Origin of the sequence: Amylibacter sp. IMCC11727 (genome assembly GCF_029854195.1) — a bacterium.
GTDB lineage: Bacteria > Pseudomonadota > Alphaproteobacteria > Rhodobacterales > Rhodobacteraceae > Amylibacter.
The window spans coordinates 3,101,144-3,119,164 of record NZ_CP122960.1 but is presented as its reverse complement, the minus strand read 5'-3'; the positions used below and the strand labels follow the sequence as shown (position 1 = coordinate 3,119,164).

The window sequence follows — 18,021 nt, the reverse complement described above, 5'->3', positions numbered from 1 at the left end:
GTGGAGCAGACAGATATCCTGATTATTGGCGGTGGCTTGGCGGGCTGTGCGCTGGCGGATGCTTTGGCGCAGGCAGGACGCGATTTCATCTTGGTCGAGGCGCGGGATCGCTTAGGCGGACGGATCAAAACGATGCGTGTGGGTGCTGATCATTTTGATCTGGGGCCCGCGTGGTTTTGGGACGGGCAGCCGCGTATGGCGACAGCGGTTGCGCGGTTCGGGGTGCAAGTGTTCGATCAATACGCCGAAGGTGAACTGAGCTTTGAAGATGAACGCGGTGCGGTCCATCGTGGGCAAGGATATGCGTCAATGGCAGGGTCACATCGGCTGGACGGTGGCATGCGGGCTTTGGTGGAGGCGTTTTCACGTGGTTTACCAAAGGGTGCAGTGCGGCTCGGGCAGGCCGTATCGCAGGTGCGCAGGGCCACTGATGGGATTGAGGCAACCTTTGTCGGAGGGGCAAAGATCACAGCGAAACAGGTTGTTTTGGCGCTGCCGCCGCGCGTGGCGGCGATGATCGCGTTTGATCCCGTTTTACCAGCGGATGCGATGCAAGCGATGATGGCGGTGCCAACGTGGATGGCAGGGCAGGCCAAGGCGGTGGCGGTTTATGATCGTCCGTTTTGGCGCGAAGGCGGATTGTCTGGGGATGCCATGAGCCGATATGGGCCGATGGTGGAAATTCACGATGCGTCACCTGTTTCAGTCGCCACAGGCGCGCTGTTTGGGTTTATCGGTGTGCCACCAAAGGCGCGGCACGATCAAGATGTGTTGCGCAAGCAAGTCATCGCGCAATTGGCTCGCCTGTTTGGAGAGAACGCAACGACGCCGACAAAGTTGGAGATTAAGGACTGGGCTTGTGATCCGCGCACGGCGGTGGAGGCAGATCAGGCCCCCCTGTATGCGCATCCAAGGTATGGAATGCCAGTGGCGCTGGCCGATCTTTGGGGTGGGCGATTGGTGTTCGGAGGCACCGAGGTGGCGCGGGATTTCGGAGGATATCTGGAAGGGGCGCTGGAAGCCGCAGAGCAGGCATTTCGATCGGTGGACCAAGCAAAGGAGCAGGTGCCATGAGCGATACAAAAACAGCATTGCTCGATTCAGCGGAGCGCGCGGCCCGACGGTTTGGGTTTGACGGTTTCAGCTATGCCGATCTGGCGCAGGATGTGGGCATCCGCAAAGCCAGTATCCATTATCATTTCCCCAGCAAGGCATCGTTAAGCGTGGCCATGATGCGGCGGTATCGCGAAACATTTGTTGGCGTGTGTGCGCAAATTGAGAGCGCCGAGGAAACAGGCGCGGGGCGCTTGCGCGCTTTGATCTCGCAGTACGAGTCGGCGTTGGAGAACGGGACCTGCCTGTGTTTGTGTGTGGCATTGTCCAATAGTCGAGACAGCTTGTGTGCAGAAACGCTCGACCAGATGGCGCAGTTTCGTGCGGCCATGATGGAATGGATTGGCGGCGTGTTTGCGCAGGGGCAACAGGACGGCTCGATTGCGGGTGTTGTGGATGCGGCAAAGGAAGCGGCGGCAATGCTGCCCCTGTTGGAAGGGGCGCAATTGGCGGCGCGTGTTAGCGGGGAAATTGCAGTGTTTCGCGCGGCAACATCGTTGTTGCAGGATCGGCTTAGTTAAGGCGCGCGCAGGCGTTTTGAATGTAGGCGTCGATGGTCGCCGATTGTTCGGCCGTGACCCGCAGGCCAAGTTTTGAGCGCCGCCATAGGAAATCATCGCCGGTTCGCACCCATTCGTTTGCAATGGCCCAATCCAGTTCCACTGGGTAAACATGTGCGCCGAGGTCGGGGCCAAGATCGTCTGCTGATGTGATGCTTGCGAAAATACTTTTGGCTTCGGTTCCGTATTGGCGGATCAATCGGTTGATGGTTTGGGCTGGTAGGAAAGGCATATGTTTGGCGAGGTCTGCCCGCAAATCGTTCACCCCTGAAACGGGGAAATCGCCTCCTGGCATCGGGACGCCTGCGGTCCAGATGGTGGGGGATTGGCCCAGCGTTTCGTTGATTTTTTCCAGCGCGGATTCTGCCAAGCGTCGATAGGTGGTGATTTTGCCGCCGAACACGTTCAGCACGGGGCCGCCGAGCGAAGTGTTGACCCGTAATACATACTCGCGTGTGGCCGCCGTGGCGGAATCTGCACCGTCATCATAGAGCGGGCGCACGCCAGAATACGTCCACACAACATCGTCAGCGGAAATGTTTTGTTTGAGGTATTTGTTGGCAAAATTGACGAGGTAATCCGTTTCAGCAGGTGTGCATTCAGGTGGGGTGCTGGCGTCTGTGTGATCTGCATCGGTGGTGCCGATTAGGGTGAAATCATCCTCATAGGGAATGGTGAAAATGATGCGACCGTCTTCGCCCTGAAAGAAATAGCATTTGTCGTGGTTATAGAGCTGTTTGGTGACGATGTGGCTACCACGCACAAGGCGAACGCCTTCGTTGGTTTTGAGCCGCATGGTTTTATGAATAACGTCTTCGACCCATGGGCCAGCGGCGTTAACGATCATTTTGGCCGTGTGGGTTGTTTCATCCCCAGCTGCATTTTGGGTGGTGATGTGCCAAAGACCGTCTTTGTAGGCGGTACTGACCACTTTGGTCTGCACCATGATCTGTGCGCCCCGATGAGCGGCATCGCGGGCGTTCAGAACCACAAGGCGGGCATCTTCGACCCAGCAATCGGAGTATTCAAAAGCGGTTTCGAATTTTGGATCGAGGGGCATGCCTTCGGCAGCGGTTTTCAGGTTGAGCGTTCGGGTTCTAGGCAGGATTTTGCGCCCGCCCAAATTGTCATAAAGGAACAGCGCCAATCGGATCATCCACGCAGGGCGGCGGCCCCTCATCCATGGCATAAAGAAAGACAGCAGGCGTGATGCGGGTGTATCGCTTTCGAAGCGCATATCGTCATGATAGGGCAGCACAAAGCGCATGGGCCAAGACATGTGCGGCATGGCGCGTAGCAGCGTTTCGCGTTCGATCAAAGCCTCGCGCACCAAGCGGAATTCGAAAAACTCAAGGTAGCGCAGGCCGCCGTGAAACAGTTTGGTCGAAGCAGAAGATGTGGCGGAGCCAAGGTCGTTCATTTCTGCAAGTTTAACGGAATAGCCGCGCCCCACGGCATCGCGAGCAATGCCGCACCCGTTGATGCCGCCCCCAATGATGAAGAGATCCACGGTGGTGTTTGCGTCAGTCATGGTTTGGGTCATCCGCGATGATAAGTTTGGTTTGGCTGTTTTCAATCCGCGCTGCAAATGGCGCAGGGGGCGGGGCGTTTAGGATGATCACGTCAAGATCGGTAGCTGTGCAAATCTTGTGTGGGGCGGTGGCGTCGAATTTTGAAACGTCTGCTACGAGGATTTTTTGACGGGCTGCGTTCAGCAGGGCGCGGGCCACCATCACTTCGCGTTGGTCGAAATCAAGCACCGCGCCATCTGGATCAAGGCTGGAGGCACCGATGATGGCTGTGTCCACTTTGTATTTGGCAATCGTGTCGAGCGCATCGCCGCCCACCACTGCGCCGTCAGACAAGCGGATTTCTCCGCCAATCAGAACGAGCGAGGTCAGATCGGTGCGGCGTAAAATGGGAACGATATTTGTGTTGTTGGTGATCACCGTCAGCCCTGAGTGCAGGCGCAGGTGTTCGGCCACTTGTTCGGTTGTGGTGCCAATGTTCAGGGCCAGAGAGGTATTGTTTTGGATCAGGCCCGCAGCGGTTTTTGCGATGGCTTGTTTTGCCGCTGTATGCTGAAGGCGGCGGTTTTCATAGGCAATGGCGGTTCCAGATTGCATCAGCTTCGCGCCGCCATGGGTGCGCGTGGCCAAACCAGCTTCACACAAAACGGACAGATCACGGCGAATGGTTTGCGTGGCGACAGCCATCTGTTCTGCAAGTTCATCCACACCCACGCGACCGTCACGGCGCAGCGTTTTAAGAATGAGATCTTGGCGTGGGGTAAGAGGCATGGGACTCGCGATGTTCATTTGAGTATACATTTTGTTCGTTTGATCATTATCGTTAGAATTTGTCCAGTTAAGTTTGCGTGATTTAACCGCTGATTAAACTTCTTTCCCTAAGGCTCGGAGTGGGATGATGCACCTAATGGTTGTGGCGTGTTTTCTGGTGCAGAACGGGAGGATTTATTTATCATATCAAATTCTTGTTGTTTATTTGCCTCATATTTTGGATTTTGCACGTTTTAGTAGATAAATGGCGCTGCTGTCTCCACCTGCCGCATTCTCGCCGCAATTCAAAAATAAACCTAAACGTGTAAAGTCGGAGCGAATTGGTTCTGAATGATTAGGCAAAGAGCGAATAGAACAAGGGCGGACATACCGCTGAGTGAGGTACGATCATGAGAATTCTTGCTGTAGATGACGACGCAATTATCTGCGAATTATTGCGAGAGGCATTTGAAGCCGCTGGGTACACGGATGTGGTCACTGCGTCTTCTGGGCATGAGGCTTTGGCGTGTATGCGCGACGCGGCACAGCCATTTGACTGTTTCTTGTTGGACATTCAAATGCCAGAAATGGATGGGATCGAGCTGTGTTCGAAGATTAAAAGCCAACCCCATCATGCGGACAGCCCGATAATTATGCTAACGGCGATGTCTGAAAAGGACTACATTGACCGCGCATTTGGAGCAGGGGCAACGGATTATGTTACCAAACCGTTTGACGTGCTGGAATTGTTCACACGGTTGAAACTGGCGGCGCAGTTGGTGGAGCAGAAAGCCAAGGTGGCCGAAAAACAGCAAACCATTGATGCGTTGAAAACCCATGACACTTTTGCGCGCAAAGTTGATCTGCGAGAGGATATTTACCTGTCAGGTGTGCGCGGTGCGCTGCAAAAGTTGGCGTTTGAAAACTATATTCTGCAGCTTGGTCGCAGTGGCATGTTTGGCAGCGCGTTTTTCGCGTTTCGGTTTTCCAACGTTAAGGATCTGCATGATAATGCCAGCCCAGATGAGTTTGTCGGAACCATTTTGGACGTCGGAGATGTGATTGCCGATGCACTGAAAACCACGGAAACCTTTATCACGTATCGTGGTAACGGAGTTTATGTGGCCATAACCAAGTTCGAAAAGAACCGTTCCGTCACGGATGTTCAGGCAGAAATTGATGCGGATTTGGCCGGACTGATTGCGCCGCTAACCAATGGCGAAGCTGTTCCAATTTCAATGGCCGTCGGTGGCCCTGTGCAAAGTGGGTTGTTCGGTGCGGCAGAGCCGCTTGATGCGATGTGGCGCGCCATTGATCTGGTCGAAGGATCAGCGGCAGAGCGCGGACCTGCCAAAGCAACCATCGCGGATCGTGTAAAGAAAGTCACAAGCCAGATTATGCAATCTGCGGCCCTGTAAAATGCAATCTGCCATTTTAGATATCGAAGAAAAAATGGCCGCTGGATTGGCAGGCATTCGGGACAATTTTGTAGATGCGTTGGATCGTCGTGTGGATCGATTGGAAGCGTTCACTGACGTGCCTGTTGGGGCGCCTTTGTCCAATACAGCCAGTGAGCAGATCAAATATGTGGCCCATAAAACACTTGGTTCGGCGGCAACGCTCGGGTTCGAGGCGTTGGGGCGGAACGCGGCGGATTTAGAAACCGCCGTAAACGATTGCGGTGCGGTTTACACAGATACATTGAACCGTGCCGTGATCGATTTTTTGAATGCAGCAGATATGATTGTGGCCCGATATGCGCACCGCTAATCGCTGCGGTCTAGGGCCTATTGTTGAACGTCAGACGAAATTGACTTTCGCATCATATAATGGCTCAACACCACTTCTTTTCCCCTCATTTTTTTCGTTTCGTCTGACTTCCTTTTGGAAAATCAGGGTTGATTTGCCGGTTCAACCAGCGAAGCTACCTGTTCCAGAAAATCTGCCAAGTGGCGAACGCGGGAAGGGCGAGGCAATGGCCTTACCCTGACTGCCTGAGGTGTTTGGCTTGCTCAAATACCGCTGGATCAAGAAGCAAAAGCGGTGGGTCCAAAGGCCCCGTCTCAATTCATGACGCAATGCAAAGTGTCTGCTTTGAGCCCACTTCGACAGATGCTGCGGCGCGCGCGAACGTCTGTCATGGTCCATGTGTCGTGGATTTGGGACCGCTGGACTCTTCACAATGCTGGCAATACCTTAGCCAAAGTTTTACAAGGAATAATCTCTAAGTATCATCCGTGGCCTTGGTCAAAGGCTGCCTACAAAAGAACGGTACTACTTGGTGGATTACTACATAGGTTTATAGAATTTGGAAAAGTTTCTCGGAAAGGGTTGGGAGCTAAGCGTTTTTAAAAATGGTGAGCGCCTACATATCTCCATTCCTGTGGATAGCGGCTTTGCCTCAAAAAGCTATGATTTCGTGATCTCTCAGCAAGATTTTTTAATTCTGAAGGAAAACCGTTACAGACGTATGGCGTTAGAATTTTTGTTGCACGAGATGCTTCAGCCACGCTTGACGCGAGGCGATGTTGGCGCGACTGACAAGGAATGTAACGCAATGATCACCATCGTTCTCCAAGGATCGGCGACTGCAATCGAACGAGCGATAGAGACAAGCAAAAACACAGGACGAATTCGAAGGCGTTTAGAACAAGCAGGGTTTCCTGCGTATAAGGGCGCATGACCCACTGCAAACTGCCATTGGAACAACCGCGGCGAAAGCACGCTCCGTCCCCACTGCTAACCTTGGCAGAGGTTGGGATCGAGGCTCGGTCTGGGTCAGAAATGCGTGACCTTTGGGTCATTATTGCCTGACGCGGATGACTGGTCGGATTCAGAAAATCCGCGCCATCGAGTCAAAAGTGTTCGACGTTCCGCACCTAGGGTCAATCCGCCCGTCGGCTCAGTGCGGCGGTCCATAGTGCGGTGATTTGATCAGGCAGGGTCATCGGATCGAAGGGTTTGACGATAACGCCATCGGCATTGTTTGCGGCGATGAGATTGGCAATTTCATCTTCTTGCGCCTTAGCGGTGACAAAGATTGCGGGGCAGGATGACACACCGTCGAGTTGGCGCAATGCGGCGAGGGTTTCTTCGCCGCTCATGGTTGGCATCATGACATCAAGCAACAACAGCTGGGGGGTGAAATCTGGCGCGCGTTCAAGCGCTTCTGGCCCTGATGCGCATTGCAATAGATCAAAGTTTCCAAGCGTTTCAAGGGACAGTTTGGCGATTTCGCGAATGTCTTGATCGTCTTCAACGTGAAGAATTCTTTGCAGTTTTGTCATTGTTTCTCGCGCTACCCCTTTTACGCTGCAATACGTTTTTGATCTCTTCCAAGATCTCCTCGTTTGTTTTTTGCGACTTTAATATCACCGACGTTATGGCACCTTGATCATATGCGGAAGGTTCATTCGCGGAAAAAATGATGACGGGCACGTTCGGATCGAACGCATCGTGTAAGGAAGGCAGCACATCAAGGCCGCTGCCGTCAGGCAGTTCGATATCAAGGATCACCAGATCAAAGGTCTGGTTTTTGATGGCTTTTTTAGCCTGTGCCAAGGTGGCAACGGAATTCACTTTCGCCAAATCGCCAATCACTTCGCGCAATACTTCGCGGGTGCTGATGTCGTCTTCGACGTGCAAAACCGCGGGCAGTTTATTGGGTGAATTTTGCCCCAAAGACCGAAGGAGCTGCACAAGTTCCTGATGATTTGGTGGTTTGTAAAACACACCTGCAAGCGTGTCTGGCAGTGCGGTTTCTTCGTCTTGTGATGCGCCCGTAATGACCACCACAGGCAGGGTTGGGGTGGATTTGAGGCTGTCAATTTCTGACAAAAGGGTCATGCCATCTGCGTCGGGCAGCCCAAGATCCAGTGTCACTGCATCAAAATCATAGGTCTTGACCAAGTCCAGGGTTTCGGCGGCGTTTCTGCTGATGGTGACATGAAATCCGCTTTCTTGAAGCTGCTTTTTGATAACCTTGGCATAGTCGAGATCGTCTTCGACGACCAAAACCCGTTTGGGCATCTGGCTTGGATCATGGTCGATTAAGGGCGTGGCCGAGATGAGCGGGAATTCCACCCAGAAATCTGTGCCAACACCTTGGGTGCTGGTGAAATGGATGCTGCCTTGCATATGTTCGACCATGTTTTTGGTGATGCTAAGGCCAAGTCCTGTTCCCCCTGTGCGGCGCACATCCGAGGAATCCGCTTGGGTGAATTTGTCAAAAATGGTGGGTTTAGCATCGTCAGGAATGCCGCTGCCATTGTCCGAAATCGTAATGCGCAGAGTCCCTTGGTGATCTTCGGCGATGACGCGCACTTTTTCGTTTGGATCGCTGAATTTGATCGCGTTGGACATGAGGTTTGTCATCACCTGAACAAGGCGATTTTCGTCTACGTTGATCGTCGCGCTTTGTAACAAGGTGTGGTTTTCGATGGTGACATCGAACTGATCCGCATAGCTTTGCATGGAAGCCACGCATTCTGCCAGCAGTGGCACGGCTTCGACCTCGCGCATTTGATAGTCCATTTTGCCTGCTTCGATTTTTTCGAGGTCGAGAATGTCGTTGATCAAAAGAACCAGGCGTTCGCAATTGTTGTAAGCGATTTCGATCATGGAGGTTTGTTTGTCGGTCAATGGGCCGAGTGCGCCTGCTTTGACGAGGCCAAGGGACCCTTTGATAGAGGTGAGCGGGGTGCGCAATTCGTGACTGACCGTGGAAACAAATTCGGTTTTCGCTTTTTCGGCCTTTTTCGCCTCGGTCAAATCGCGGATGTTGGCGAGGAAATAGGGCCGCGCCCCTTTGGGGGCGATGTATTGCAAGTTGACCTCAACAGGGGCCAAGGCGCCGGTTTCGGTTTTGGCCACGGATTCATAAACCATGTATTTGCTGTCGCTGGCGACAATGTCGTTCAGGCGCTTCACCAGAACGTCTTTGGTGAGGTTCGGGTTGGTGTCCATTGGGGTCATTTTTGCAAATTCTTCCACCGTGGCCCCTGTGCGTTTTCGGGCCAATTCGTTGCCATAGAAAAACTGTTGAGTGTCGGGCCAGAACATATGGATGGAATCTGAGCTGTGATCCAAAGCGTGTTTGAAACGACGGATTTCCCGTTCGCTGTTTTTGCGTTCCGAAATGTCGCGAACCACGACGACAAAGCGTTTGCCCTGATCGTGAAGTTCCAAATACTGGATAGAGACCTCGGTGGGGCGCCCGTGCAATGAGGGGCGCTCAAAGGTGACAACTTTGGTTTCCCCCGACACCAGCGGTGCGACGCGGCCACGGAATACGGTTTCGTCGAACTTATCATCGTCGTCAGCAGGGGTGCGGGATTTGTATTCGTCCTCGGCCCAGCCCACCGTCTGAAGTGCGGATTTGTTCAGATAGGTGTACTGCAGGGTTTCGGGTTCGATGATGAACACTTCAAAATCGGCCAGATCAAGAGCTGCGCGCAGATCAAGGATTTCGTTGCGGCTGTTTACCTGTTCGGTGATGTCGCGCATCACAATGATGACGCGGGGTTCTTCGCCCGCAGGGGTTAGGTAATTCAGCGTGACGTGATCGATGCGGGTTTCCGACATGCGAACTTCGAAATCGACCTGTTTGTTGGGTGCGGTTTTGGCCATTTCAACGCGGCGTCGAAAGCGTGCTTCGTCAAAACCAGGGGTGATATCCACAAAGGTTTTTCCGTGGCCGCGATTGGTTTCCCAGCCAAACCGTTTGAGGGCGGCGGTGTTGAGGTAAAGAAATTCCAACGAGTCAGGCCAGAGCATGACCACCGTATCCCCAAGCGCATCAAAGGAGTTGGATAGTTGGCGTTCTGCCTCGAGTCGTTTGTTCGCGGTGATATCCGTGCGCACCGTGGCCGAGCGTATAAAATTGCCCTTACTGTCCATATAAGGCACGACGGTGGCTTGTGACCAAAAGGCGGTTCCGTCCTTTTTCAATGCGGGCACTTCGCCAGACCAAACTTGGCCCGCATAGACGGTTTCCAGCAAGGAGTCGTATTCTGCACGCCCTTCGGACTCTGGCCACAAAAGATAGCCAGATTGGCCGATCACTTCGGATCGTTCATATCCTGTGACGTCGAGGAAGTTATCGTTGACGTATTCAAAAATCCCGTTTGCGTCGATCAGGCTGACCACTGCGTGTTGGTCAAGCGCGCGTTTTTGAAACTGCAATTCTGCGGATTGTTCTTCGATCACGGCCGCGCGGCGTTTCAAAAGAGTGCTGTTTCGCAGCACAACGATGGTAAGCAGGGACAAAAGGACGAAGAAGAGGATGAGCAGCAGATCACCAAGTGTCCAGTTTTGACCGATCAGGACCGTGTGGAAAACATCAAAAATGTTGCGTGGGGTGTCTTGAGGGGTGGTGGTTTGCGACTGTGCCGTTCGGGGGGCAAGTGTCAAAAGGGGAATGGGCAGAGATTGAAAAATACGCCGCGTTCGGGTGGATTTGCTCCATAGTAAACTGGTGAGTTGAAAGATCATGCCCGCATACCACCTATAGATTTTTCAACCGTTCTAACACAGGTAGAATACTAGGTATAGATGAATTGCTTGAGGCGAGTCTGTGGCGGCTGAGCTGTGATGTGCAAAAGTAAAAAGGGCGATCCAACGGACCGCCCTTTTCGTGTCTTTATTCTGCCGCTTCGGCGTAGTCTTCCATGGGAGGACAGGTGCAAGTGAGGTTTCGATCCCCCCACACGTTGTCCACGCGGTTCACAGGGGGCCAGTATTTGTCCACGCGGAATGCGCCCTGAGGGAAGCAGCCGGTTTCGCGTGAATAGGGGCGATCCCAGTCTTTGACCAAATCTTCCATCGTGTGAGGTGCGTTTTTCAACGGGTTGTTTTCCGCATCCATTTTGCCCTCTTCGATGGCGCGAATTTCTTCGCGGATGCCGAGCATCGCATCGCAGAAACGATCCAGCTCGGCTTTGTTTTCGGATTCGGTTGGTTCGATCATCAACGTGCCTGATACGGGCCAAGACATGGTTGGCGCGTGGAACCCACAATCGCTAAGCCGTTTGGCGATGTCATCAACGCTGACGTTTGCGCTGTCGGCGAACGGGCGTGTGTCGATGATACATTCATGTGCAACACGGCCTGTTGGGCCTTTGTAAAGCACATCAAATGCGCCTTCTAATCGTTTGGCGATGTAGTTGGCGTTTAGGATGGCCACGCGGGTTGCTTGGGTTAGGCCCTCTCCGCCCATCATCAGGCAATAGGCCCAAGAGATTGGCAGCAAGGATGGGGAGCCGAATGCAGCAGCGCTGACCGCGCCTTCGCCGCCGTTTGGATCCCCTGGTAGGTGTGGGATGAGGTGGTCCTTTACACCGATTGGGCCCATGCCGGGGCCACCGCCGCCGTGTGGAATGCAAAAGGTTTTGTGCAAGTTTAGGTGGGACACGTCACCGCCCAAATCCCCCGGACGGCTGAGCCCGACCATGGCGTTCATGTTCGCACCGTCGATATACACTTGGCCACCTGCATCATGGGTGATCTTGCACACGTCGATGACGGTTTCCTCGAACACGCCATGGGTGGAAGGATAGGTAATCATACAGCCTGCAAGGTTGTCTTTGTGCAGATCAACTTTGGCTTTGAAATCTTCCAGATCAATATCGCCGTTTTCGGCGGATTTCACGGGGACAACTTTCCAGCCGACCATTTGCGCAGAGGCAGGATTGGTGCCATGGGCGCTCATCGGGATGAGGCAGATGTTGCGATGACCTTGACCATTGGCGCGGTGGTAGCCTGCGATGGACAACAGCCCCGCATATTCCCCTTGTGCGCCAGAGTTTGGCTGCATGGAAATCGCATCATAGCCAGTGACATCGCAGAGTTTGGCCGACAGATCGGCGATCATTTCGCTGTACCCTTCGGCCTGATCTTCGGGGCAGAATGGGTGTAAAAGAGAAAATTCGCGCCAGCTGACGGGCATCATTTCTGCGGCGGAATTCAGCTTCATCGTGCAAGAGCCAAGCGGGATCATCGCGCGATCAAGGGCGAGGTCACGATCCGCCAAACGGCGCATATAGCGCATCATTTCGGTTTCTGCGCGGTTCATGTGGAACACGGGATGCGTCAGGAAATCCGATGTGCGGATCAGATCATCTGGCATACGGTATTCGGCAGACAGGTCTGGCTTTCGATCCACAATCCCGAAAGCCCGCCACACCTTGACGATGGTGGCCTGACGCGTGCGTTCATCGAGCGTAATGCCCACTTTGGTTGTGCCAACGGCCCGCAGGTTAATCCCTTCATCCACCGCTGATTTCATCACGGCGGATTGCAAAGGGCCAACGTCGACGGTGATGGTGTCAAAGAAGGCTTCTGGTTCGATGGTGAAGCCTGCGTTTTGCAATCCTTTGGCCAAGCGGACGGTTTTGCGGTGGATACGTTGTGCAATCGCACGCAGACCATCAGGGCCGTGGAACACCGCGTAAAAACCCGCCATTACAGCCAGCAATGCCTGTGCTGTACACACGTTTGACGTGGCTTTTTCACGGCGGATGTGTTGTTCGCGGGTTTGCAAGGACAGGCGATAGGCACGGTTGCCGTGGCTGTCGATAGACACGCCAACGATGCGGCCTGGCATGTTGCGTGCGTAGCTTGCTTTGGTAGCCATATAGGCGGCGTGCGGGCCACCATAGCCGATTGGAACACCAAACCGTTGGGTGGTGCCAACAGCGATATCTGCGCCCATTGCGCCCGGTTCTTTCAAAAGAGTCAGGGATAGGGGATCGGCGGAAATAATGCCGATAGCTTTGTTTTCATGCAGCTTTTCGATTTCAGCGGTGAAATCGCGTAGATGGCCGTGTGTGCCAGGGAATTGGAAGATTGCGCCGAATACGGCGGTGGCATCCAGATCATCGGGGTTGCCGACGATCACGTCGATGTCGAGCGGTTGAGCGCGTGTTTTTATCACTGAAATGTTTTGCGGGTGACAGTTTTCGTCCACAAAAAATGCTGTCGCTTTTGATTTGCCAACGCGTTGGGCCATGGTCATGGCTTCGGCACAGGCGGTAGATTCATCAAGCAAGGATGCGTTGGCGATTTCCAAACCTGTCAGATCAGAGACCATGGTTTGAAAGTTCAACAAAGCCTCTAGGCGGCCTTGGCTGATTTCAGGTTGATAGGGCGTATAGGCCGTGTACCACGCGGGGTTTTCCAAAATATTGCGCTGGATCGCGGGGGGCGTGACCGTCCCGTGATAGCCCTGACCAATCAGCGAGGTCAGCACTTTATTTTTTGACGCTGTGACGCGCATGTGATGCAGCAATTCGCGTTCAGATTTGGCTTTGCCGAAATCGAGCGGGTCTTTCTGACGGATTTTTTGCGGTAATGTGTCGTCGATTAGGGCATCAAGATCCTTCGCCCCCACACGTTGGAGCATCTCTTCCATCTCGCTCGGGCTTGGCCCGATGTGGCGACGGTTGGCAAAGTCGTACGGCAAATAATCTGTGGGGGTGAAGGTCATGTCATGGATTCCTTAAGAGATGAAGGATTTGTAGCCAGCTTCGTCCAAGAAGGCGTCGAGCTGAGACGGGTCGGAGGCTTTGATTTTGAAGAACCAACCTTCGCCCAAGGCGTCAGAGTTGGCCAATTCTGGGTTTGCGACCAAAGCTTCGTTGATGGCGGTGATTTCGCCGTCGACGGGGGCCACGATGTCGGAAGCGGCTTTGACGCTTTCGATCACAACGATTTCGTCCCCTTGGGAAACTTCGTCGCCCACTTCGGGCAGTTCGACAAACACCAGATCGCCCAGTTGTTCGGTGGCGTGTTGGGTGATGCCAACAACATAAACGTCACCTTCGGCGCGCAGCCATTCGTGCTCTTCTGTGTATTTCATTTTGGTTTCTCCTTGTTTTAACGTTTGTAATTATGGGGGGCAAAAGGGGGTTTGGCGCGGGTCATCGGAACATGTTTACCCCGCATGTTCGCGAAAATTGGGGCGTCGGCGTCAGCCACATTCACAAGGCCGAGCGCCATGGGGCCATCAATTGTTGGGCCAAACCCGCCAGAGGTGACAACGCCAATGACATCGCCGTTTTCGTTCACTAATTCCGTGTCGCCGCGCACAGGGCGTCCATCGGCCAGCAGGCCCACGCGCATGCGTTTGCGGCCTTCTGCGATTTTCGTAGCAAGCGCATCTGCGCCGATAAATTCGCCGCCTGAACGGTGGTCTTTGGCAATGGCCCAAATCAGGCCAGCCTCGTGGGGGGTGATGTCTTCGGACAGGTCTTGGCCGTAAAGCGAGAGGCCCGCTTCGAGCCGCAGAGAATCCCGCGCGGCGAGGCCGATCCATTCGACATCGGCGTGGTCGACCAGCTTGGCAGAAATGGCGGCCAGTTCATCAACAGGCATCCCGATTTCAAATCCGTCTTCCCCTGTATAGCCAGAGCGGGATACGAACCAGTGTTCCTGTGGTTCCTTTCCTGTCATAAAGGCCATGTCCGCCACTTCGAAACCAAGGTCGGTTAAAACCGCTTCGGCCTTAGGGCCTTGGAGTGCGAGGAAGCCGCGTTCGATTGGAGATACCGTGACGTCAAATCCAGCGGCGTGGGATTGAACATGTGCAAGGTCTTTGTCCGCGCAGCCTGCATTGGCGACGATCAGATAGCGGTCATCGGCCAAACGTGTGACGATCAAGTCGTCAATGATGCCAGCGGTTTCGTTCAGAAAGAAGGTGTATTTGCCGTCACCCACGGATTGGGATGCGGCGTCATATGGGCAGAGTTTTGAAATGAACGTGGCGGCTTCTGGGCCAGAAATTTCAATGTGCTGCATGTGCGAAATATCAAAGAGGCCCGCGTTTTCGCGCGTGTGCAGGTGTTCTTGTTTTACGCCAAGCGAATAAAACAGCGGCATTTCAAAACCGGCATAAACGCCCATTTTGGCACCAGCATCGACGTGGGTTTGATAAAGGGGCGTTCGGTTCATCTCGGGTCCTGCCTTTAGACATCGGGTTCGGCCGCACAAAATGTGCAACGTTGATCCCCTCTGTCTTTGGCCTGAGAGACTCGGTTTCCAAATAGAGGAAACCTTAACACCTTCGGCGCGGGCGCGGCCCGACTTTCCAGAGTGCTTACAGTTCGCGGTCCTTTTGCCTGAGAGATTTCGGGTATTTCACCTTCGGCGGCAGCGATGGGCGCTGCACTCTCCCGCGAACAGTTCTGACATTGGTCAGACAGCATACCGTGGTATACGCAATTTACAAAAAGACACCAAGTGTTTTTTGCATGAAGCGAAAATGAAGCGTGGAAAGCCGCGCGAAATGGGGCGGAGTTGGATCAGGAAAAGGCTGCTTTTTCAACTGGAACCTGATCAGAAATACGACCGCTGCGGGGCTGCCAGAATGGGGTGTCATAGGGTAGGGCGGCGTCTTGCAAGTGGGTCATTGAAAACGTGCGTTCCGCAGTTTGGTCCTCCAATGCTTCGTAAAATGCGGGGAGAATCAGAATCGCCTTTGGTGGCGTTTGCGGTGCGCGTTTTCGAGCGGGTGCGAACAAGTCGTTGGGTTTTTATCTATTGGAATTTAATCTTGACATTTTTTGTCGGATTTATGTAGAAGCCTGCAAAGCAAGCCGTCACACGCCAGCAAGATATCCCTAACACCAAGTGGCGGCCATGTTTGAAACTTTTCCCCAGCAGATCAATTCGCTTTTGAACGCCAGTGGCGTGTTCTTAAAAGACGGTGGTCCGTCGATATGGGCAATCGCGGCATTGTCCGTTTTGGGCCTGACTGTGGTGCTGTGGAAGCTGTGGCGGTTGGTTGTAATTGGGGCGTGGGGCGGGCGGCGCGTGGCCCAGGCTTTGCCCGTTTTGGAAGCGGGAAACACGCAACAGGCGCAAAGGATGATCCGTCAAAAGCGGGGTGTGCGCAGTCGATTTCTAAACGCCGCGCTGACCGCCCGTGAAACCCTTCCGCTGCATGACGCCCGCGAAGAGACAACACGCATTGCAAAGACTCATTTGAATGCGGCCTCGGCTGGTCTGCGCATTCTGGAATTGATCTCTACCATCGCGCCGTTGTTGGGGTTGCTCGGCACTGTGCTGGGGATGATCGCGGCCTTTCAAGCTTTGCAAGACAGCGGCAGCCGCGCCGATCCTGCAATCCTTGCAGGCGGAATTTGGGAGGCTTTGTTAACGACGGCGGCGGGCATGGCCGTGGCGATCCCTGCTTCCTTTGCGTTGACGTGGTTTGAAAGTGTCGTGGATCGCATTCGCCAAGATTTTGAAGACATTGCAGCGCGCGTGTTCGTGGCCGAGTCCAAGTCCACCGCGGCCGCAATGCCACTGGCGGCAGAGTAATGCAATTTGCCGCAGCACCACACAAACGGCGCAAGCCAAGCCTAACGCCCATGATTGATGTGGTGTTTCTTTTATTGGTTTTCTTTATGTTGGCGTCGCAGTTTGGTTTGGACCAAGTAATCCGCTTACCGCTGGCTGGGTCCAGCACGGCACGAGAATACACAGGTCCGCCCCGCCTTGTGACGGTCACGGAAAATGGGCTGTCGTTGAATGGGGTCGCACTGGAACTGGGCGCGTTGAGCACAGAGATTGGGGTGCTGACCGAAAGTCCCAAAGACACCATAATTTTGCGGGGCCAAGGGGCGGCAAGTACACAAAATATTATCGATGTGCTGGCGCATCTTCAGGCGGCTGGTTTTGAAACCGTTGTGCTGGTGGATTGATTGATGGATTTCTCTCACCCTGTGAAACGCAAAGCAGAAGAGTCCATCGTGCCGATGATCAATGTGGTGTTCTTGCTGTTGATCTTTTTTCTGATGACCTCGCAGATTACACCGCCTGAACCTTTTGACGTGTCGGTTCCAGATGCAGAGACCGTGTCAGAGCCTGCGGCCGAACTGTTGGTTTACGTGTCAAAAGATGGCGCGGTTCAGTTTGAAGACTTTGCTAATGAAACGGCATGGCAACGTTTGGCGGGCCGCGTTGAAGGGAAAGTCCCTGTTAAGCTGCGCGTGGATGCGGATTTGCCAGCGCGCGATTTGTCCAAAGTGTTAAGCCGCGTTGCGCGCACGGGTGCCGTTTCGGTCGAAATCGTTGCGGCGCAGAAATGAGGGTCTATGCCGAAATAACGGTGTTTGCGCTGATCGCGCTTGGTGTGCATGCGGCTGGTTTTGCTGTGAGCCCAGACAAAGGTGCGCAATCTGCGGGGGATGAGGGTGCGTTTTTGATGTTTTTGCAGGCGTCAACAGCGCAGATGGAACAATTGGTCGAGGATTGGACGACAGAGCCTGATGTTTCACAGGACACGACCGTTTTGTCCGAAGTTGCGCCCAGCGTTGAAGAGCCCACGTTATTCGAGCCGGCGCAGATGATTTTGCCAGAACCAACCCGTGTGCCATCGGTTCAGCCAACGGAATTAACAACGCCTTCGCTGATGTCAGAGATCGCGGTGCCACAGGCGGCAACAGAGCCAGCACAAAAGCGGCAGGTGGATCGCGAACCTGCGACCATTCTAAAGATTAAGCCAAAGTCGCGCCCTAAAACGATTGAACGGGTTCAAAAAACGAAAGACGCAAGCAAGCCCAAGAAGGTTGAAAAACCGAAGCCCAAAGCCCCGAAAAAACAGACCGTATCGAAACCCAAAAAAGCGAAACCTGCGCGGGCAGCGCAGCGCAAACAAAAAGCCGCAGGGCAGGGTGGGCAGACCAGTGCGGGGTCTGTTGGTAAGGCCAAAGTCAAATCGGGCAGTGCGAAATCAGCCGCCAAGGCGATGGATGTTTGGGGGGCGCAAATTCGGCGCAACATTGAACGGCGCAAGAAATCTGTGCGGGGCCTAAAACGGCGTGCGCGTGTCACAGTTGCAGTGACAGTGGCAGCCAATGGCCAAGTTCTGAGCTATCGATTGTCCAAATCATCGGGCAATAAAAAGGCGGATACGGCCGCGCTGCGCGCCGTGAATGCGGCAGGACGTATGCCCAAAGCTGTCAAGGGTGTGGCTGTTCGAAAACACACGTTTCGCATTCCAATGATCTTTAATCCGTAATCAAATTAAACTTGACAAAAATAGTCAGTAAATCGATAAGAAGGCACAA

General features: G+C 53.8%; 16 protein-coding genes and 2 riboswitches. Of the genes, 9 read left to right on the top strand and 7 right to left on the bottom strand.

Annotation, left to right across the window (positions count from 1 at the left end):
• A complete protein-coding gene (locus tag QBD29_RS15585; protein ID WP_280099002.1) occupies window positions 1–1,074 on the top strand; it encodes an FAD-dependent oxidoreductase in 1,074 nt (357 codons plus the stop codon).
• A complete protein-coding gene (locus tag QBD29_RS15580; protein ID WP_280099001.1) occupies window positions 1,071–1,634 on the top strand; it encodes a TetR/AcrR family transcriptional regulator in 564 nt (187 codons plus the stop codon). Before QBD29_RS15585 ends, QBD29_RS15580 begins: the two co-directional genes overlap by 4 nt.
• On the opposite strand, the gene glpD is transcribed toward QBD29_RS15580, so the two are convergent.
• Complete coding sequence (gene glpD, locus QBD29_RS15575; protein WP_280099000.1) at window positions 1,627–3,204, bottom strand: glycerol-3-phosphate dehydrogenase; 1,578 nt, start codon at window positions 3,202–3,204, stop codon at window positions 1,627–1,629. The genes QBD29_RS15580 and glpD overlap by 8 nt on opposite strands.
• Window positions 3,197–3,973: a DeoR/GlpR family DNA-binding transcription regulator gene (locus QBD29_RS15570; protein WP_280098999.1), complete on the bottom strand. Its 777-nt coding sequence runs from the start codon at window positions 3,971–3,973 to the stop codon at window positions 3,197–3,199. Before QBD29_RS15570 ends, glpD begins: the two co-directional genes overlap by 8 nt.
• A 389-nt stretch (window positions 3,974–4,362) precedes the next feature.
• On the opposite strand from QBD29_RS15570, the gene QBD29_RS15565 reads away from it, so the two are divergent.
• From QBD29_RS15565 to QBD29_RS15555, 3 genes are all read left to right on the top strand, one after another.
• Window positions 4,363–5,370 carry a response regulator gene (locus QBD29_RS15565; protein ID WP_280098998.1) on the top strand — a complete coding sequence of 336 codons (1,008 nt, stop codon included), beginning with the start codon at window positions 4,363–4,365 and terminating at the stop codon, window positions 5,368–5,370.
• A gap of 1 nt (window position 5,371) precedes the next feature.
• Window positions 5,372–5,722 (top strand): Hpt domain-containing protein, encoded by a 351-nt coding sequence (locus QBD29_RS15560; RefSeq protein WP_280098997.1) that lies wholly within the window; start codon window positions 5,372–5,374, stop codon window positions 5,720–5,722.
• A gap of 538 nt (window positions 5,723–6,260) precedes the next feature.
• Window positions 6,261–6,635 (top strand): hypothetical protein, encoded by a 375-nt coding sequence (locus QBD29_RS15555; RefSeq protein ID WP_280098996.1) that lies wholly within the window; start codon window positions 6,261–6,263, stop codon window positions 6,633–6,635.
• Window positions 6,636–6,837: 202 nt separating this feature from the next.
• Here the strand turns inward: QBD29_RS15555 and QBD29_RS15550 are convergent, their stop codons facing one another.
• The 5 genes from QBD29_RS15550 to gcvT all read right to left on the bottom strand — a co-directional run bounded on the left by QBD29_RS15550 (window position 6,838) and on the right by gcvT (window position 14,899).
• Window positions 6,838–7,239 (bottom strand): response regulator, encoded by a 402-nt coding sequence (locus QBD29_RS15550; RefSeq protein WP_280098995.1) that lies wholly within the window; start codon window positions 7,237–7,239, stop codon window positions 6,838–6,840.
• Window positions 7,208–10,444, bottom strand: a complete 3,237-nt coding sequence (locus tag QBD29_RS15545) for a PAS domain S-box protein (RefSeq protein ID WP_280098994.1) — start codon at window positions 10,442–10,444, stop codon at window positions 7,208–7,210. The genes QBD29_RS15550 and QBD29_RS15545 overlap by 32 nt, the downstream gene beginning before the upstream one ends.
• A gap of 148 nt (window positions 10,445–10,592) precedes the next feature.
• Window positions 10,593–13,436, bottom strand: a complete 2,844-nt coding sequence (gcvP, locus tag QBD29_RS15540) for an aminomethyl-transferring glycine dehydrogenase (RefSeq protein WP_280098993.1) — start codon at window positions 13,434–13,436, stop codon at window positions 10,593–10,595.
• 12 nt (window positions 13,437–13,448) lie between these two features.
• A complete protein-coding gene (gene gcvH, locus QBD29_RS15535; protein ID WP_280098992.1) occupies window positions 13,449–13,808 on the bottom strand; it encodes a glycine cleavage system protein GcvH in 360 nt (119 codons plus the stop codon).
• Window positions 13,809–13,825: 17 nt separating this feature from the next.
• A complete protein-coding gene (gene gcvT, locus QBD29_RS15530; RefSeq protein WP_280098991.1) occupies window positions 13,826–14,899 on the bottom strand; it encodes a glycine cleavage system aminomethyltransferase GcvT in 1,074 nt (357 codons plus the stop codon).
• A gap of 56 nt (window positions 14,900–14,955) precedes the next feature.
• Window positions 14,956–15,043, bottom strand: a riboswitch (glycine riboswitch).
• Between the two features lies 1 nt (window position 15,044).
• Window positions 15,045–15,133: riboswitch (glycine riboswitch) on the bottom strand.
• 453 nt (window positions 15,134–15,586) lie between these two features.
• On the opposite strand from gcvT, the gene QBD29_RS15525 reads away from it, so the two are divergent.
• Genes QBD29_RS15525 through QBD29_RS15510 form a run of 4 tightly spaced genes read left to right on the top strand, consistent with a single transcriptional unit; the run spans window position 15,587 to window position 17,972 of the window.
• Window positions 15,587–16,270: a MotA/TolQ/ExbB proton channel family protein gene (locus QBD29_RS15525; RefSeq protein WP_280098990.1), complete on the top strand. Its 684-nt coding sequence runs from the start codon at window positions 15,587–15,589 to the stop codon at window positions 16,268–16,270.
• Window positions 16,270–16,653 carry a biopolymer transporter ExbD gene (locus QBD29_RS15520; RefSeq protein ID WP_280098989.1) on the top strand — a complete coding sequence of 128 codons (384 nt, stop codon included), beginning with the start codon at window positions 16,270–16,272 and terminating at the stop codon, window positions 16,651–16,653. The genes QBD29_RS15525 and QBD29_RS15520 overlap by 1 nt, the downstream gene beginning before the upstream one ends.
• Before the next feature lie 3 nt (window positions 16,654–16,656).
• Window positions 16,657–17,040, top strand: coding sequence for a biopolymer transporter ExbD (locus QBD29_RS15515; protein ID WP_280098988.1), 384 nt, complete (start codon window positions 16,657–16,659; stop codon window positions 17,038–17,040).
• On the top strand, window positions 17,037–17,972 hold the full coding sequence (locus QBD29_RS15510; RefSeq protein ID WP_280098987.1) for a TonB family protein: 936 nt from the start codon (window positions 17,037–17,039) through the stop codon (window positions 17,970–17,972). Before QBD29_RS15515 ends, QBD29_RS15510 begins: the two co-directional genes overlap by 4 nt.
• The last annotated feature ends 49 nt before the right edge of the window (window positions 17,973–18,021 follow it).

Bases quoted from the DNA above. Each gene is read 5' to 3' on its own strand.
- QBD29_RS15525 (WP_280098990.1), top strand. From the start codon at position 15,587: ATGTTTGAAACTTTTCCCCAGCAGATCAATTCGCTTTTGAACGCCAGT.
- QBD29_RS15510 (WP_280098987.1), top strand. From the start codon at position 17,037: ATGAGGGTCTATGCCGAAATAACGGTGTTTGCGCTGATCGCGCTTGGT.
- gcvT (WP_280098991.1), bottom strand. From the start codon at position 14,899: ATGAACCGAACGCCCCTTTATCAAACCCACGTCGATGCTGGTGCCAAA.
- QBD29_RS15520 (WP_280098989.1), top strand. From the start codon at position 16,270: ATGCAATTTGCCGCAGCACCACACAAACGGCGCAAGCCAAGCCTAACG.
- QBD29_RS15565 (WP_280098998.1), top strand. From the start codon at position 4,363: ATGAGAATTCTTGCTGTAGATGACGACGCAATTATCTGCGAATTATTG.
- glpD (WP_280099000.1), bottom strand. From the start codon at position 3,204: ATGACTGACGCAAACACCACCGTGGATCTCTTCATCATTGGGGGCGGC.
- QBD29_RS15515 (WP_280098988.1), top strand. From the start codon at position 16,657: ATGGATTTCTCTCACCCTGTGAAACGCAAAGCAGAAGAGTCCATCGTG.
- QBD29_RS15560 (WP_280098997.1), top strand. From the start codon at position 5,372: ATGCAATCTGCCATTTTAGATATCGAAGAAAAAATGGCCGCTGGATTG.
- QBD29_RS15580 (WP_280099001.1), top strand. From the start codon at position 1,071: ATGAGCGATACAAAAACAGCATTGCTCGATTCAGCGGAGCGCGCGGCC.
- QBD29_RS15570 (WP_280098999.1), bottom strand. From the start codon at position 3,973: ATGCCTCTTACCCCACGCCAAGATCTCATTCTTAAAACGCTGCGCCGT.
- QBD29_RS15550 (WP_280098995.1), bottom strand. From the start codon at position 7,239: ATGACAAAACTGCAAAGAATTCTTCACGTTGAAGACGATCAAGACATT.
- QBD29_RS15545 (WP_280098994.1), bottom strand. From the start codon at position 10,444: ATGATCTTTCAACTCACCAGTTTACTATGGAGCAAATCCACCCGAACG.
- gcvP (WP_280098993.1), bottom strand. From the start codon at position 13,436: ATGACCTTCACCCCCACAGATTATTTGCCGTACGACTTTGCCAACCGT.
- gcvH (WP_280098992.1), bottom strand. From the start codon at position 13,808: ATGAAATACACAGAAGAGCACGAATGGCTGCGCGCCGAAGGTGACGTT.